At 52.0% G+C, this 16097-nt stretch carries 13 protein-coding genes; 11 read left to right on the top strand and 2 right to left on the bottom strand.

The window, feature by feature from the left end; translation table 11 throughout:
- Positions 1-8: 8 nt before the first annotated feature.
- Complete coding sequence (locus tag CFT65_RS10935) at positions 9-1631, bottom strand: FAD-binding oxidoreductase (RefSeq protein WP_088828082.1); 1623 nt, start codon at positions 1629-1631, stop codon at positions 9-11.
- A gap of 407 nt (positions 1632-2038) precedes the next feature.
- On the opposite strand from CFT65_RS10935, the gene prpD reads away from it, so the two are divergent.
- On the top strand, positions 2039-3523 hold the full coding sequence (gene prpD / locus CFT65_RS10940) for a 2-methylcitrate dehydratase (RefSeq protein ID WP_088828083.1): 1485 nt from the start codon (positions 2039-2041) through the stop codon (positions 3521-3523).
- An 88-nt stretch (positions 3524-3611) separates the two neighbouring features.
- Here prpD and CFT65_RS19260 read toward each other — a convergent pair whose 3' ends face one another.
- Entirely contained in the window at positions 3612-4391 is a 780-nt protein-coding gene (locus CFT65_RS19260) for a PEP-CTERM sorting domain-containing protein (protein WP_088828084.1), read from the bottom strand.
- A 392-nt stretch (positions 4392-4783) separates the two neighbouring features.
- On the opposite strand from CFT65_RS19260, the gene CFT65_RS10950 reads away from it, so the two are divergent.
- The 10 genes from CFT65_RS10950 to CFT65_RS10995 all read left to right on the top strand — a co-directional run bounded on the left by CFT65_RS10950 (position 4784) and on the right by CFT65_RS10995 (position 15896).
- Positions 4784-6196, top strand: a complete 1413-nt coding sequence (locus CFT65_RS10950) for a TIGR03013 family XrtA/PEP-CTERM system glycosyltransferase (RefSeq protein ID WP_088828085.1) — start codon at positions 4784-4786, stop codon at positions 6194-6196.
- A 59-nt stretch (positions 6197-6255) separates the two neighbouring features.
- Positions 6256-6900 (top strand): XrtA/PEP-CTERM system exopolysaccharide export protein, encoded by a 645-nt coding sequence (locus tag CFT65_RS10955; RefSeq protein WP_088828086.1) that lies wholly within the window; start codon positions 6256-6258, stop codon positions 6898-6900.
- Between the two features lie 57 nt (positions 6901-6957).
- Positions 6958-8484 (top strand): XrtA system polysaccharide chain length determinant, encoded by a 1527-nt coding sequence (locus CFT65_RS10960; RefSeq protein WP_088828087.1) that lies wholly within the window; start codon positions 6958-6960, stop codon positions 8482-8484.
- Entirely contained in the window at positions 8484-9407 is a 924-nt protein-coding gene (locus CFT65_RS10965; RefSeq protein ID WP_228705819.1) for a polysaccharide biosynthesis protein, read from the top strand. Before CFT65_RS10960 ends, CFT65_RS10965 begins: the two co-directional genes overlap by 1 nt.
- Positions 9400-10683 carry an outer membrane beta-barrel protein gene (locus tag CFT65_RS10970; protein ID WP_088828088.1) on the top strand — a complete coding sequence of 428 codons (1284 nt, stop codon included), beginning with the start codon at positions 9400-9402 and terminating at the stop codon, positions 10681-10683. Before CFT65_RS10965 ends, CFT65_RS10970 begins: the two co-directional genes overlap by 8 nt.
- Before the next feature lie 15 nt (positions 10684-10698).
- Positions 10699-11622 (top strand): XrtA system polysaccharide deacetylase, encoded by a 924-nt coding sequence (locus tag CFT65_RS10975; RefSeq protein WP_088828089.1) that lies wholly within the window; start codon positions 10699-10701, stop codon positions 11620-11622.
- Positions 11616-12773 carry a glycosyltransferase family 2 protein gene (locus tag CFT65_RS10980; protein ID WP_088828090.1) on the top strand — a complete coding sequence of 386 codons (1158 nt, stop codon included), beginning with the start codon at positions 11616-11618 and terminating at the stop codon, positions 12771-12773. Before CFT65_RS10975 ends, CFT65_RS10980 begins: the two co-directional genes overlap by 7 nt.
- Positions 12774-12776: 3 nt before the next feature.
- On the top strand, positions 12777-13919 hold the full coding sequence (locus CFT65_RS10985) for an acyltransferase family protein (RefSeq protein ID WP_088828091.1): 1143 nt from the start codon (positions 12777-12779) through the stop codon (positions 13917-13919).
- 76 nt (positions 13920-13995) lie between these two features.
- Complete coding sequence (locus CFT65_RS10990; protein ID WP_088828092.1) at positions 13996-14673, top strand: FkbM family methyltransferase; 678 nt, start codon at positions 13996-13998, stop codon at positions 14671-14673.
- Positions 14674-14750: 77 nt separating this feature from the next.
- Positions 14751-15896: a glycosyltransferase gene (locus CFT65_RS10995; RefSeq protein WP_228705820.1), complete on the top strand. Its 1146-nt coding sequence runs from the start codon at positions 14751-14753 to the stop codon at positions 15894-15896.
- Positions 15897-16097: the final 201 nt, after the last annotated feature.

Genomic DNA, 16097 nt, shown 5'->3' on the forward strand with positions numbered 1-16097 from the left:
ACAGCAGATCAGACCTCGGAACCTTTTATCCTGTGCACGTATCGTCCTGGCGCCAGGATGAAATTGGGATCGACGGCAGCCTTCAATTGACTGGCAAGGCCAGGGAAAGCCGAGCGATCGTTATTCAGGGTATCCATGGCGTCGACGTTCAGGCGGTAGGGCAGGAAGCCTTCCTTTTGCCCTGCGTTCAGCAAGGCGCGGTAACAGTTCCTTGCCCGAGCTGTCGCATCCGGGTCCCTGCGATCAAAGAGCAGAGGCACGGTAGAGTCGAAGCAGCGGTCGTTTACCGTCGTCAAGGTAATAAGTGGATTGACACCGTATTGTGGGCAAATTCGTTCGATCATTTCGGTATAACGCCGAACATCGTTTCCCCTTATCGGGACCAGCGGCGCGAACCAAATGAGACCGCAGCCGTCCCGCGCGGGATTCTTTGGCCGTCCGGGCTCTGGCAGGGTGCCCGAGCGCCAATAGGCCAGCGCCAGCGCAACCTCGTTGGGAGTCCCATGCATGATTTCGAGCGCCCCGGAGAGCGTATCCGCCATGCCCTTAACCCGCGTTGCCAGCCTGCCGGGCAGCACGCGGGCGATAGTTCGTGCAGCCTTGACCCTTCGCCGGTTTATGAAGACCAGGCGGTCAGTCACGGGCCCAAGAATCCGCCTCAAGGTGCGCCTGGCCGCCCCAACCATCTCTCTGGACGCGTAAATCGCGCCAACACCGCTCCAGGCTGGAACGCCATAGCGATCAGCGAGAGCTTCAATTTCGTCGGCAGGCAAGACCCCGTCGATCGCCTTGTCTTCGGGGAAGGGTGCCATCATCGAGAGCATACGCTGGCTGTTGAGCAGGTTGATCGCAACAACAGAGCCACCAAGTGCGCGCAGCACTGCCCTGACTGTCGGTACGAGCAGTTCCAGTTTGGCGTCGTCTTTTGTGGAAAAGAAAAACGCAGTGACAGTTTCGGGAGCCGGTGCAAGGGCGATGGTCATTTTCACAACCACGCCGAAATTCCCCTGGCTGAAAAGCCCATCGAGATAAGGGCCAAGCCCCCATTTGAAAAGTCCGTCTATTTCCGCACCGCCAAGTTCGCTCAATGGGGTCCTGTAAAGCGTGCCGTCGGGCAGCACCGCTTCTATTTTGGTTACTGCCGCGAAATGGTCGGTAATCGGCGTGATGCCGTAACCACGCTCAAGTGCATTACCAAGAATGCTGCAAGTGGGTCCCGCGCCTGTCACAGGAACAAGGTAATCGCCATCATTGCGATCGAGGAATTCTCGCAGGGCGCCCTGAGTTACCCCGGGCTCAACAGTAACAACGCCCATTTCCGGGTCAAAATCGGAAATTCGATCAAGGCGGCTGAGGTCAAGGATTACGCAATCGTCTTCCACCGGGTTGGCACTGCCGTAACCCCAGTTGTTACCCGTGCTCACCGGGTAGACCGAGACCTTCCAGCGTTGCGCAATTTGTAGAATGTCTGCGACCTGCTCCTGTGTTTCCGGGCGCAGAACAGCCGGAATTGAGCGCCTGGTTCCAATTGTAGAGGCACCAAGATTCTCGGCGCTCGCCGAGGTGACTCCGGATTTTCCCAGGATAGCGGCCCATTCGGTAATTGCAGACTCGATAGAGGAACTAGTCACTGGCGTTTCCAAGGTTTATCGAAGATTTCGTAAATCTGTCTTTAAAGTGTAATTCCGGTTGTTCTTTGTTGGCACGAGATTATAGGCGAGACTAGGCTCGAATAAATATATTGTAGCATTACGGGTTTGACAGTGGTTTGAGTCTACTAACCTAATGGTAAACAGATAGTTGTATTGAAATTGGAGGAAATCGTCGTAAGAGTATTTATTAAATCAAATTAACCTGATTTTCTGGATGCGTTACGAACAATGTTTAACTTTTTGTTTTTAAGATCGATATTGAATATATAAGTCATTAATAAAATAATGAGTTGATCTTTTCTGGCAACGTGGAATAAGGGCGGCCTTCAGGAAACCATAAGCCAGGTTGGTCGCATCACGAACTGAGATACTCTGGAGCTCTTACCATGTCAGCAACATTCGATCTCAATGAACGCCCGGACTACGATGACCTGATACAGACCATTGCCGACTACACCCTGAACTACCGAATAAAAAGTCAGGAAGCCTGGAACACCGCCCGAAACTGCCTGATGGACACGCTGGGCTGTGGCTTGCTGGCGTTGCGATTCCCGGAATGCACCAAACATCTGGGCCCGATTGTAGAGGGCACGATGGTGCCCTACGGTGCCCGGGTTCCGGGAACGTCTTTCAGGCTGGACCCGGTAAAAGCCGCCTGGGATATCGGCTGCACCATTCGCTGGCTGGACTACAACGATACCTGGCTGGCAGCGGAGTGGGGGCATCCGTCGGACAATCTGGGTGGCATTCTGGCGGTAGCCGATCACCTCTCCCAGAAGCGGGTTGCAGAGGGCAAAGCCCCGCTCACCATGATGGATGTGTTGGAAGCCATGATAATGGCCCACGAAATTCAAGGTGTGCTGGCCCTGGAAAATTCCTTCAACCGGGTGGGCCTGGACCACGTTGTATTGGTCAAGGTGGCATCCACAGCCGTCACCGCAAAAATGATGGGCGCGAACAGGGAACAGTTGCTATCGGCGCTTTCACACGCCTGGGTAGACGGCCAATCCTTGCGTACCTATCGCCATGCACCCAATGCAGGGTCGCGCAAATCCTGGGCAGCAGGCGATGCGACATCCCGTGCAGTTCGGCTGGCAGACATCGCTATGCGCGGAGAAATGGGCATTCCAAGCGCGCTGACTGCTCCACAGTGGGGGTTCTATGACGTTCTGTTCAGCAAAACCAACAAAGACCAGAAGCTGAAGCCTGAGGATAAACGCCAGTTCTCTATGCCCCAGGAGTTTGGCTCCTACGTAATGGAGAACGTCCTCTTCAAGATCTCGTTCCCGGCGGAGTTTCATGCCCAGACAGCAGCAGAAGCGGCGGTCACCCTGCACCCGCACGTCAAAGACCGACTGGACGAGATCGATCGGATTGTCATTACTACCCACGAATCGGCTATCCGTATCATCTCAAAGCAAGGCAGACTTGCCAACGCAGCAGACAGGGATCACTGCCTGCAATACATGGCGGCAGTGCCACTGATCTTCGGCACTTTGACGGCCGAGCACTATGAAGACAGCTTTCACCAAGCTAACCCGATCATCGACCGAATCCGCGAAAAAATGGAAGTGGTGGAAGATGAAAGGTACAGCCGGGAATATCTCGAAGAAGACAAGCGATCCATCGCCAACGCTATTCAGGTGTTCTTTAACGATGGCAGCAGCACAGACAACGTGGCGGTTGAATATCCGATCGGGCATCGTCGCCGCAGGGAGGAGGGCATTCCGCTCCTTGAGGATAAGTTCCGCAATAATCTGGACACCCGGTTTCCGGGTCAGCGTTGCGATCAGATATTCGAGATCTGTAAGGATCAGAAATTGCTTGAAGCTACGCCAGTACAGGAATTTATGAGCTTGTTTGTCATATAGACCCGATACGCAATATTATAAAAAAACCCCAGGGAGCATCATTCCCCGGGGTTTCCTTAAAAAACTAGAGTCTGCTAAATAATTAGACTCAGGCTTTCCTGCTACGCCCAATAGCCAAGCCCAGTAAACCCAGGCCTAGTAAGGCAAGTGTGCCTGGTTCCGGGACCCTGGCGAGGCTTACATTATCGATTCCCCAGCCATCGGCATTGCCTTCGCCGTTATCGAACAGCAAGTTGACACCAGTAAAGGCTACATCAGAAAACAAAGTAATGTAGGCGATGTTGCCGTTCGGCTGTCTGCCGTCGCCGGTGGCAGGACCTTTAAATGTTAGCGTCGAAGAGTCTCCATTGCTAAACAGAAACTCCAGCGTGGCTCCTTGATCGTTCGCATCGGAGAGAAAGAACCCAAGCGCATTGTAGTTACTGTCAATTATGTCCCAGGTCACCTGGTCAGCGTCGTTGCTATCAAGCCACTGGGAATCATAGGCCATGTTGCGGCCGAATTCGCCAGTAGTATCGTCTTCGATCATGAGCAGATCATTGCGAATGTTACCGTTGCTGGCTGTATTCGGCGCTGTCATGGTGAAGGTACCAACACTGGTCTCGAATGCTGATCCACCGACGACCCATGTGGCTTGATCACCGGTTGCACCGGAAGCCTCGTAGGTTTCGTTGGTAATCGTGTAACTGTTAATCGGGTCATCAAAAGTTTCAGTGATGCCGTTGTAAGTAGAATCGCTAAAGGCTGCGGCTGCCGCATTGGCATCATCTGCACCATAAGCAGCTTCAAACTTGATAACACCGGCGCTTGCTGTGCCAACCATTCCCGACAATGCCAGACCAATCAATGTCTTCGAGAATAACTTCATAATATTCCGTCCTTTTAAAATTCCCAATTGAATCGGTAGATTCAAGCGTGAGTTGGGATTAAGCCAGTATCACGCCAAAAACGAAAAATAGTCAGAAAAACAGTGTAAAAGGAGTCTTTTTTGATCGCAGGTCAAGTAACGGTGTAAAAAATATCGACGATTAGATCCGGCTGATGTTGCGTACAAGTAACAACCATTTCGATATGCTTGAATCGTGAATACATCTGAAGCGTTCGATGCTTAAAGTGCTGCAGAATTTACATTGTTTAATCCGCCTGAGCTTTTCGGATTGATTGAACTCCGTCCCATTTGACGTACAATCATTTTTGATTGCAGTTCCTGTCGCATCGGACGCGCGAGCAGGCATCGTCTCAGTAACACAAGGAGTTGGCGTGGCCCACGTCAGATTGTTTAGACATTACATCCATCTGCCCTATATCATCCTTGGCTTGATCGATTTTCTGGTGCTGGCGTCCGCCTTCGCGTTGGCCGTGTTTTTTCGCTACTTCGGGGATCTTTCGTTTTTCCTCGAAAGCCTGTACTACGTCCTGCCCTCAGCCATCGTATTTTCCGCCCTTAACCTCTTGGTGATGGTTGCACTCGGTGTACATCAGTCACGGCTGCAGGAAGGCATGTCTGGAATGATGCTTCGCACCATTATGGCGTTGATTGTGAACATTCCGTTTTGCGGTTTTGCCTACCTGCTTGCGTCAGACTGGCTGTGGTACATGGGCACTAGCAGCGTGCTTACAACCGCGTCTGTTTTTGGGTTTTTCCTGTTGGGCATCGCTCGTTCGCTCTTTTTCGCTAGTGTGGGGAAGGAGGCGTTCAAACGGAAAGTACTGGTGCTTGGCGCAGGTTTTCGCGCCAGGCAGATACATGAAGATCTTGAAACCCCCTTCAACCGCAAGGGGTTTATCCTTACGGGGTTTGTCCCGCTGCGAGAAGAACCGGTCGAGATCGGTGAAGACTATTTGTTGAACATTCCAACCACGCTGCAGCAGTACATAATCAAGCATCCGGTGCACGAAATCGTAGTTGCGGTAGACGACCGCCGAAAAGGCCTGCCGATGGAAGATCTGCTGGAATGCAAAATGGAAGGCGTGAAAATTGTCGATGGCGCCACCTTTTACGAGCGGGAGTCCAGAAAAGTCGCTCTGGAAATGGTTACTCGTGGCTGGCTGGTATTTTCCGACGGATTCACCGTTTCTTCCGTGTTCGGGGTTGGCAAGCGCTCCCTGGACGTTCTGGCGGCCAGCGCCCTGTTATTGGTCGGGCTACCTCTGATGATTTTCACGGCTATTGCTATCAAAATTGAAGACGGCCTCAAAGCCCCGGTTTTTTATAGCCAGGAGAGGGTAGGGCTCAACGGAAGTGTTTTTAGAGTTCACAAGTTTCGCTCAATGAGAACCGATGCGGAAAAGGACGGTGCCGTATGGGCCAGCCAGAATGATACCAGGGTTACGAAAGTGGGGGAGTTTATCCGCAAGGTGCGGATAGACGAATTGCCACAAATTTTTAACGTATTGAACGGCACCATGGCCTTTGTGGGTCCGCGCCCTGAACGACCGGTTTTCGTAGAGCAGTTGTCAGAGGCCATTCCGTTTTATAGTGAACGCCATCGCGTGAAGCCTGGTTTGACTGGTTGGGCACAGCTTTGCTTTGCTTATGCAGATAACGAGGAAGATACACGGGAGAAGCTTCGTTACGACCTCTACTACATCAAGAATCAAAGCCTGTTGCTGGATTTATTGATTATAATTCAGACAGTAGAAGTGGTATTGTTCAAAAAAGGATCAAGGTAGTTTCGGGACCAGCTCTCCCCGAGACATGGAAACAGACACGGAACCAGAGAGGAATAACAATGTCATCGAAGTATTCACTGCAGGGTTTGCTGATGTCCCTGGTCGCGATAGCGTTTGTCGCGGGTTGTGCGGCGCCCCAGTCATCGTCGCAGGAAGCCATTAACGAAGCACTCAGTTTGCAGACTTCAACGAGTGTTGACGAATATGTGCTCGGCCCGACAGATTCAATCCAGATTTCCGTCTGGCGCAATCAGGATCTGAGTATCGGGGTTCCCGTCAGGCCCGATGGCCGGGTTTCCATGCCACTCATTGGTGATGTGATGGCTACCGGTAAAACACCGGAACAGCTCGCCAACGAGATCGAGCAGGGCCTGGCAAGCTATATTCGCGAGCCTCAGGTTACCGTTGTGGTTACATCGATGGGTAGCCATGAATTCAGCGACCGGGTACGGGTAACCGGCGCGGTTAATCAACCTATTTCGGTGCCACACAGGCCGGGTATGACCGTCCTGGACATGATGCTTAGCGCCGGTGGCGCCAATCCTTTTGCAAACCTGAACAGTGCAATGCTCTACCGCGCCCTGGACGACAGGATGGTGGCGATTCCTGTGCGGCTGGACGATATCCTGAACTCGGGTGATGTTTCCACCAATTACCGCATGCGGCCCGGGGATATCCTGGCAGTACCGGAACGGAATTTCTGAGATAAGGCGTAACCGTTGTTTGAAGCGAACCGCGGAACCGGTCAATAGGTAAGAAAGATGGCACTTCCATTAAGTCAGCTCCCTTCAGAAATGATCAGAGAGGTCCGGTCGCGTAAGTGGCTGGCCTTCTTCCTGTTTGCGGTCGTCAGTTTCGCCGTACTGGGGGCAGGGTTTGTATTCCCGTATAAATACCAATCTCAGGTTGTGATATTCGTGGATGACCAGAATATTATCCGGCCGCTGATGGAAGGCAGTGCCGTCACCACTGAGATCAGTGAGCGCACATCGGCTGCCAAGGAAATGCTGTGGTCTAGGGACCTGATGATGCAGATTGCCCAAGACAGGGAGATATTCGGCGAGAATGCAGGCCAGCTTGATGGCGAAGCCCTGGAGCGGAGAATCGGCATGCTCCGCTCTGGAATGAATGTTCGCCCGAGGGGAGATAGCTATTTCAGCATTGGTTACACCTCCGAGTCCCCCATGCAGGCCTTTCGAATTGCGCAGCGGCTGGGACAGCTGTTTATCGCAGAAAATTCGGCCAAAAAGCGCAAGGAAAGCCGCAGCGCCTACAACTTCATCGACAAGCAGGTAAAGAACTACGAATCCATCCTGGCGGAGGTCGAGCAAAAGCTTAAAGACTTTCTCTCAGAGAATGTGGACGGCACTGAAGGTGAAGCGAACTCCCGTATGGCCAATCTGCGCCGTCAACTGGAACTGGCGGAGATGGAGCGCACTGAGCTGATTGCAAGGGCCGAATCGCTCGAATCTGAGTTGCAGAATGTGCAACCGATGCTCAGCCAGGGCCGCAGTGCGGATTCTTTTACGCAAAGAATCCGCGAGAAGGAAGCCCAGCTTGACGACTTGCGCCTAAGATACCACGACACCTATCCGGACATTGTCGCACTGAAAGAACAGATCGCCGAACTGCGGAACCAACGGAACAGGGCATCCCAGACCGGTGAGCTGAACCAGTCGGTCAGTGAAGGCGATCAGCTGGTCAACCCCCTGTACCAGGATATCAGTGCAGAAGTGGCAAAAACCCGTGCGAGTGTTCGCACCCAGGAATCGCGTATTGATTCACTCGAAAGCCTTATCGCTCAGCAGGAAAAGCGCATGGAGCGCATCCAGGAAAACAAGGCACAGTATTCAGAGCTGACACGTGACATGGAAGTAAACGAACAGATCTATAACGACCTTCTGAAACGCCGCGAAAAAGCCCGGGTATCCATGCACCTGGACATTGAAGGTCAGGGGCTGAATTTTCGAATCAATGAAACCGCTCAGTATCCTCTGGACCCGACCGGGCCACAATTCCAGTTGTTTGCCTCAGCAGGCCTGATTCTCGGCGCCCTCGCTCCATTTGGTCTGGCGGCCGGTGTATTGCAGGTTGACCCACGCATAAGGGCCCGCAAACAGCTTGAGGAGGGTATTGGCCTGCCCGTACTGGCAGAGATCCCGAAGGTGCGAACGCCCTACGAGAAACGCAAAGACCGCTGGTTAACAGTTTCGGTTGCAGTATGCGCAGTTCTGGTTGTCGCCGGCTATGGTGGCGTAGTCGGTGCTGCTCTGATGGGAGTTATTTAATGACAGAGCAAAAACAGGAAAGGGAAGCCAAGAAAGCTGGCGGCCGCTCTCACCATAAATCATCCGGCGCTGCGGACATTAGCGGACAGGAGCGAAACCGTGATTTGCAGAATCAGAATAATGGGTTTGGCAACGAGCAGGTAGAGAGCGGGCAGGCTGGTGACTTCCAGCAGTGGGACGACTCCCGCATGCTGGTGCCCAGTTCCCTGGAACTTGGCGCCGGAGCTGTCGATAAGTACGTTATCAGTAAACAGATCGTCAAGATGCAGGAGCCGCGTCGTCTCACCCGAGACGACATGGATGAGCGCCGAATCATCTATCCGGAATCCAGAAATCGTGACCTGGTGAACCGGTTCCGTCATCTGCGTACCAAATTGCTGGAGCTCTCTGGCGGCAATAATTTCACCATGGTGGTCAGCGGTGCCTGTGAGGGTGCAGGTACTTCCTTCATGGCCCTGAATCTGGCCGCAGCCTTTGCCTTCGATCAGTCCAAAACCGCTCTGATCATTGACTGTAATCTGCGGGATCCCTCACTGCACTATCAGCTCGAGCTGGCGGCGGAAACGGGGCTGACGGATTTCCTCGAGGATCCGGATTACGATATCGGGCGGATTATCTATCCAACAGGGATCCCCCGTTTGAGACTGATCCCTGCAGGAAGCCAACGGGAAACACCGTCAGAATTCTTTACCTCCTTCCGCATGAAGCAGTTTCTGCAGGCCATCCGCCGTCGTTATCCGGACCGTTTCATCGTGCTGGACACAGCACCTATCAGTGAGTCACCGGATGCCCGCATTCTTGGCGAACTGTGTGACTACTCAATGCTGGTAGTGCCACACGGCAAAATAACCGCCACCGCCGCGGAAAACGCCGCCCAGGCGTTTGATCCTGAGAAATTTGTAGGAGCTGTTATCAATGGATGAAGTTTTCGGATCAGGGAAGATCCGGTGGATAGTATCCATCGGCACTGGCTTTTTGATTGCCGCCGGACCTTCTTTTGCAGCCACCAACAGCCTGTCTGGTGGTATTGATAATCGTTTTTCCGACAATGCCCGACGTGCACCGACGAATGAGCAAAGTGATCTTGAAACCCGGGTAAATCTGAACTTTCAGCACCTGAGTGACCCGGGCCAATGCACATCAGCAGTAGATATGGGGCTGGGTTATGGCTACTGGCACGACGACACATTCGACTCCGAGATCTATACCAACGGCAGACTGCAGGGGCAATGCGAGCTGGCGCGAGGGCTGGCATGGCAAGCCTCCGACACTATTAGCCAGGTAACACAGGATAACCGCCAGGCCGACACCCAGGACAACCTGACCCGCAAAAACGTGTTTCGTACCGGCCCGGTTTACACCTTGCAATTAACCCAAGTGGACCAGTTGCAGTTCTCCGCCGCTTACGAGAACACTGAATTTGAAGAGCCGGAAGAGCCTGACAGCGAACGGGTTACCGCAACGGCCGCATATAACCATAGCTTCAGCGAGACATTACAAGGCGGCCTTTCTTTGAGCGCCGAACGCACGGAGCTGGATACCGACGAGGAACTGGATCGCGAATCTGCCGTTGTGACCTTCGATAAGGTCTGGGTGACAACCCAGGTAAGTGGTTCTCTCGGTGTAAACCGTCTGGAAACCCGTCTTGGTAACCAGGAGGTCTCCAGTGACGGTATTACCGGAACCTTCAATCTGGTACGGGAAATTAATCCCAGCAGCGAACTCACTTTCTATGCCAATCGCCGACTAACGGATCAGACGTCTACTCTGGGCCTCCAGTTCGAAGACTTCAATTTTAATCTGACCCAAACCTCCGCCGTGGAAGTCACAGCTTTAAGGGCGGGCTACAACACCCGGTTCAGCAATGGCTCCACATTCACCGCGGGCCTCTCCGCCAGTCGCAGCGATTATATTCAGACCGACGAACGTGAGGACCAAAGCGGGGTTGACTTGCGGTATTCGCGGCCGGTAACCGAGTTGCTTTCCTGGTTTACCGATGCGGCCTACCAGCACCAACGTTTTGAAGATGATGGGTCAGAAGATGACCTCTACTCACTATCCGTCGGGCTTGATTACCGGTTGAGTACGAGGATGGACATTCGATCCGCCATCGGACACCGGCAAAAGACGAGTGACATTGCATCCAGGGAATATGACGAGAGCTGGATAGTGGTTTCCCTTAACTATCGATTTTTCTGAGTAGGGGACGTAGTAATGACGAGCGATCCGGATAACACCGGGCAAGTTAATGCTCTCACGATTGATGTGGAAGACTACTTTCAGGTGGCAGCACTTGCCGAAGCAGTCAATCGTGAGGATTGGCATTCCATGGAGTACCGGGTTGAGGCCAACACCCACCGCTTATTGGAGTTGTTGGAAAGGCACAGCACCCGTGCAACGTTCTTTACATTGGGCTGGGTGGCAGAAAAATCGCCCCAACTGGTTCGCGACATCCAGAAAGCGGGACACGAAGTCGCCAGCCACGGTTACAGTCATCAATTGATTTACAACCAGACCCCTGAGGTCTTTCGTGAAGAAACCCGGCGCTCAAAACAGATCCTCGAAGATATAACCGGCGAGCCCATTACCGGTTACCGCGCAGCGAGCTATTCCATCACCAGCCAGTCACGCTGGGCTCTGGATGTACTGGCCGAGGAAGGGTTTGTGTGGGACTCATCGATATTCCCGGTGCACCACGACCGTTACGGCATGCCCGGCAGCCCGCGCTGGCCCCACCGTCTGACTACCGATAAGGGCTATGAGCTGGCCGAGTTCCCCTTGAGCACACTGAAGTTTCCCGGATACACACTTCCAATCGCCGGCGGCGGCTACTTCCGCCTTTTCCCTTACTGGTTCAGCCGTTGGGGGCTGGGGAGCATCAACCGCCAGGGCCAGCCATTCGTGTTCTACCTCCACCCTTGGGAAGTGGACCCGGGCCAGCCAAGGCTGGACGTGAAATGGTTCTCTCGCTTCCGGCACTACAACAACCTGGAGGTTTGCGAACAGCGGCTGGACCAGTTGCTGGGCCACTTCCGGTTTACCGCCATGGGCGATGTCTTAAGAAACGAGCAGTTGCTGGAAACGGAACAGCCGGCAACCGCAGGCAAAGAGAAAATGGAATTTTCATCACCATGCTAGTCGCACTTTTCTGGCTGTCCCTGATTCTGCTTTTTTACATTTATTTCGGTTACCCACTGATGGCAAGGGCTGTAGCCACGCTGCGCCCGAATCCCGTGAACACAAACACCGAACACCAGCCCAAAGTCTCAATACTCATAGCCGCCTACAACGAAGCGAAGGATATCGAAGCCACACTGCTGAACAAACTGGAATTGGACTACCCATCCGACAAGCTGGAAATCCTGGTAGTCTCGGACGAATCCGATGACGGCACCGATGACATCATAGAACGTGTGGCAAGCTCCTCCCGCTTTCCCATACGCCTGTTCCGCCAGGTACCCAGGCAGGGCAAAACCGCCGGCCTGAGCACCCTGATGCCGGAAACCAAAGGCGAAATCATTCTGTTCTCCGATGCCAACTCCCAATGGGATGCCCAGGCCGTCAGCCAGCTCTGCAGTAACTTCGCAGACCCGAAAGTGGGCTATGTTACCGGCAAGATGGTCTATGTGAACGACGACGGCAGCCTGATAGGGGATGGCTGCAGTGCCTACATGAAATACGAGAACTGGCTGCGCGAACAGGAAACCCTCATTGGTTCAGTGGTCGGTGTAGACGGCGGTATCGACGGCATGCGCAAAGAGCTATACCAACCCCTGCACGCCGACCAGTTACCGGATTTTGTGCAGCCACTGAAAGTGGTTGAGCAGGGCTACCGCGTGGTCTACGAGCCTCAGGCTTTGCTGAAAGAAGAAGCATTGAACGACAGCGAGAGTGAATTCGGTATGCGGGTAAGGGTAAGCCTGCGCGCCTTATGGGGGCTAAAAGACATGCGTCATTTGATGAACCCCTTCCGTGACCCGGTGTTCGCATGGCAGTTAATCTCCCATAAATTGCTTCGTTATGCCGCCTTTACACCATTGGCTACGCTGGCACTGGCAACACTGCTGCTGGCCCCCGCCAAAGGCATATACACCGTGGCGTTTCTGGGCCTGGTCGTCTTCTTCGCTCTGGCCTGGACCGGTCATAAACGTGAGGCGGGCGGCCAGTCATTGTCTGTAATCTATTCGATTCCATATTACTTCATGCTGCTGAATGTGGCCTCCTATAAGGCGTGTGTTGCCTTCCTGAGGGGGGAGAAGAAGGTCATCTGGAATCCAAGGAAGGGTTAGTTCGTGGACTTGCCTAAGCTGGACAGCGTTCTTGCGTTGCGAAAGCTTCCGGGCCTCGATGGCTTCCGGATGATTGCGGTTATGGCGGTTGTGCTGGCCCATTCCGGTGTTGGGTCGTTCTTTTCAGCCCGCCACGGCGTTGCCGGATTTTTTGTGCTAAGCGGCTTTCTGATCACCTGGTTGTTGCTCAAAGAGTACGAGAAAGCCGGTCGCATATCGCTACGTGATTTTTACATGCGTCGCTCGCTCAGAATTTTCCCGGCTTACTACGCCTTTCTCTTTGCATCCATCAGCTGGGATCTGTTTCGCGGCAATGACGATATCAAGGATGTCATATTGCCCGGCCTATTCTATCTGATGAACTACCACAATGCGCTGGAAGGGCATTCCAGTTCGTCACTGGCCCACCTGTGGTCACTGGCCATTGAGGAGCAGTTCTACCTTTTGTGGCCCATGGTTTTTATGTTTTTGATAAAACGGGGCCGAAACTTTGCCATCGGTTTTTTGGTTATTGTAAGTGTCATGGTTATGGCCTGGAGAACTTACAGCTTCTCAATACTGGACTTCGGAACTTCCTACGCTTATAACGCCTTTGACACTCGCTTTGACAATCTCGCTATTGGTTGCGCGATGGCTTTTCTGCTAGAGAAAAAACATTTTCTGAAGTTTGCTGACAAGGTAAGTAGCCGACCTTGGATGCCCATCATAACTTTGGTGTTTCTGACGCTGTCCCGCCAAGCTGTAGGAAGCGACTACACCTATGGTCCGGCATTTACGGTGGATGCGCTACTGCTTGCAGTACTACTGCTCCAACTTATGCGCTTAAGCCAGGGGCGGTTCTGGGGGTGGCTTAATCACCCCGCGGCTATCTATTTGGGGCTTATTAGTTATCCCATTTATCTATGGCACGTGTGGGGTATTCAGGCGGGAAACAAGCTCAATTTTCTGCCCGAATCCATACAGATTTTAGCAGGTGTATTCATTAGTTGTGCGCTGGCGGCGATTTCTTATCACTTTCTGGAAAAACCCTTTCTTTCTCTTAAGCAAAAATATGAGAAAGCCGGGAAGAGTTCGAATTCAACGCTTGCTGCAGCGAGACCGGAGAAGTTGGGAACAGGTGTGTTTGAGAAGCATAAGAAAAACTGAGGAATTTCCATTTTATTAACGGCGCCCGCCCTGAATAATGGCGCGGGTAATATCTTAAGTTCAAGGATGGAATGCTATGAGCTATCTAAGAAGGTTACTTAAGCGGTTGCCGAATAAATATTTAATAACTTTAAAAAAAGTTTATTATAAGGGAAAAATACTTTGCGGTGATTTCAGGTCTCAGGAAGCCGAGTTCAATATAATTGAACGAGTTGTGAGAGAGGGCGATAGAGTGATAGATATAGGTGCGAATGTTGGGCACTATACACTAAAGCTATCCGGATTGGTTGGCAGAGAAGGAAGAGTATTGGCATTTGAACCAATATCCGAGACTTTCGACATGCTTACCAGTAATGTAAGTTATTCAGGATTAAAGAATGTAACACTGATAAATGGTGCAGTGTCCGATAATGTAAAGGAGGCTAAATTCACGATACCAAAAGAAAACCTTTATCAGTCGTATATGGATGAAACTGGCGACCTTCCTATTATGGCATTTGCCTTGAGCTCTTTTATACCCAAGAACTGGAACCTGACGTTCATTAAGATTGATGCTGAAGGTTGTGACGAGAGCATTATTGCTTCTGCAATAGACGTGTTGAATATTTTTAGGCCGATTGTCATGTCCGAGATCGGTCAAAAAACAGCCGAAGCTTTGGTGTGTAGTTTGGAAAATTATGCCGTATGGGGAGTTAAGGGTTCACATAATAAGTTTTTAGTGCCGAATGAGAAGTTGAGATTATTTGAGACCTGAGAATTTTTCGGGTTTAAATACGTGGAGCTGTTGGAATGGCTAACTAGGGCGTTTTTCCTTTAGGATTTCATTTAAGGATGATCCATCATATGGGGATGAAGGTACTTCACCTGATTGATAGTGGTGGCCTCTATGGTGCTGAGAAGATGCTGTTGAGCCTGGTTCAAGAACAGATGGAGCAGGGCCTTAAGCCGATTATTCTGAGTGCAGGTGAGCCGGATATCGTTAATAAAGCTATCGAGGTAGAGGCAAGAAGGAAGGGACTACCTATCTTTCCTTGGCGAATGAAGTCTGGCCTTAACTTGAAAGAGTCTTGGAAAATTCTGAAATGGGCGCAGGGAAATCACTTTAATCTTCTTCACTCACATGGGTTTAAGTTTAATGTACTTCTGGGGCTGTACCCTGAAAAGCTCAGGCGCATTCCGATGATTGCCACTCTACATGGATACGTCCATGCCCAGCGGTTTTCAAAAATGTGGCTTTATGAATCTCTCGACCGCTTCGCCATCCGCCGCATGAGAGGCGTGGTTCTTGTGGGCGAGGCAATGAATAAGGAGTTCCCAGGAAAGCTCTCAAGCGGCCAGGCCGTTACTATTCGGAATGGTCTGGATATTTCAGAACTCCAGAAATCATCCCTGGATTCACTGGATGAGCCGTTCAAATCGTTTTTCGGCGACCATGAACCTGTGATGCTCGGGGTCGGAAGGCTTTCCAGAGAAAAAGGATTCGACAGGTTGGTCTCAGCCTTTTCCGAATTCAGAAAAGAATATCCTAAATCAGGACTGGTTATTGTTGGTGAGGGTAAACTCCGCCATCGATTAGAGGCGTTGGTTGCAAAGCTGGGTATTCAGGACGATGTGCTCATGCCTGGATACTGCGGCACCGTACCTACGCTGTTGAGACAGTCACAGGTGCTGGTTATGCCTTCTCTGACAGAGGGGTTGCCAATTACTCTTCTTGAGGCGATATCTTTAAAAGTTCCTGTAGTTGCCTCCGCTGTCGGCGAAATACCGAAGGTTCTTGGCGACGGAAAGGGCGGTGAGCTCCTCGGCGACATAGAGCCGGCCACTATTGCCAGAGCTGTTGAACTGTCAATCAATGACCAAGAGCGATCCCGGCGCCAAGTGGATTGGGCGTATGAAACAATGGTTAAAGATTACTCTTCAGCGACCATGGCGAGCAGTTACCTCAAATTCTACGAAAGAGTTCTTGGTACACCATGATTATCCGTTCCGCCCGGTTTCTCCTGACACGACTATTTTTCCTGGCAATGGGTTTGCCAATCGGTCGATACCGGAAGGACGTAGAGCACCTATGGAGCCTGAGCGAAGAAGCCAGGGCTGATAGCCTGGGCCGATTGTTGGCTCACAACCGCCCTTTGAATTCGACTGGTTCAGTAGTCAGCGGACTGGAAGATTTGAGGT

It is taken from the genome of Marinobacter sp. es.048, assembly GCF_900188435.1.
GTDB lineage: Bacteria > Pseudomonadota > Gammaproteobacteria > Pseudomonadales > Oleiphilaceae > Marinobacter.

Coding starts and splice junctions, on each gene's coding strand:
- CFT65_RS10970 (WP_088828088.1), top strand. CDS start 9,400: ATGGATGAAGTTTTCGGATCAGGGAAGATCCGGTGGATAGTATCCATC.
- CFT65_RS10980 (WP_088828090.1), top strand. CDS start 11,616: ATGCTAGTCGCACTTTTCTGGCTGTCCCTGATTCTGCTTTTTTACATT.
- CFT65_RS10975 (WP_088828089.1), top strand. CDS start 10,699: ATGACGAGCGATCCGGATAACACCGGGCAAGTTAATGCTCTCACGATT.
- CFT65_RS19260 (WP_088828084.1), bottom strand. CDS start 4,391: ATGAAGTTATTCTCGAAGACATTGATTGGTCTGGCATTGTCGGGAATG.
- CFT65_RS10960 (WP_088828087.1), top strand. CDS start 6,958: ATGGCACTTCCATTAAGTCAGCTCCCTTCAGAAATGATCAGAGAGGTC.
- CFT65_RS10990 (WP_088828092.1), top strand. CDS start 13,996: ATGAGCTATCTAAGAAGGTTACTTAAGCGGTTGCCGAATAAATATTTA.
- CFT65_RS10965 (WP_228705819.1), top strand. CDS start 8,484: ATGACAGAGCAAAAACAGGAAAGGGAAGCCAAGAAAGCTGGCGGCCGC.
- CFT65_RS10995 (WP_228705820.1), top strand. CDS start 14,751: ATGATCCATCATATGGGGATGAAGGTACTTCACCTGATTGATAGTGGT.
- CFT65_RS10955 (WP_088828086.1), top strand. CDS start 6,256: ATGTCATCGAAGTATTCACTGCAGGGTTTGCTGATGTCCCTGGTCGCG.
- prpD (WP_088828083.1), top strand. CDS start 2,039: ATGTCAGCAACATTCGATCTCAATGAACGCCCGGACTACGATGACCTG.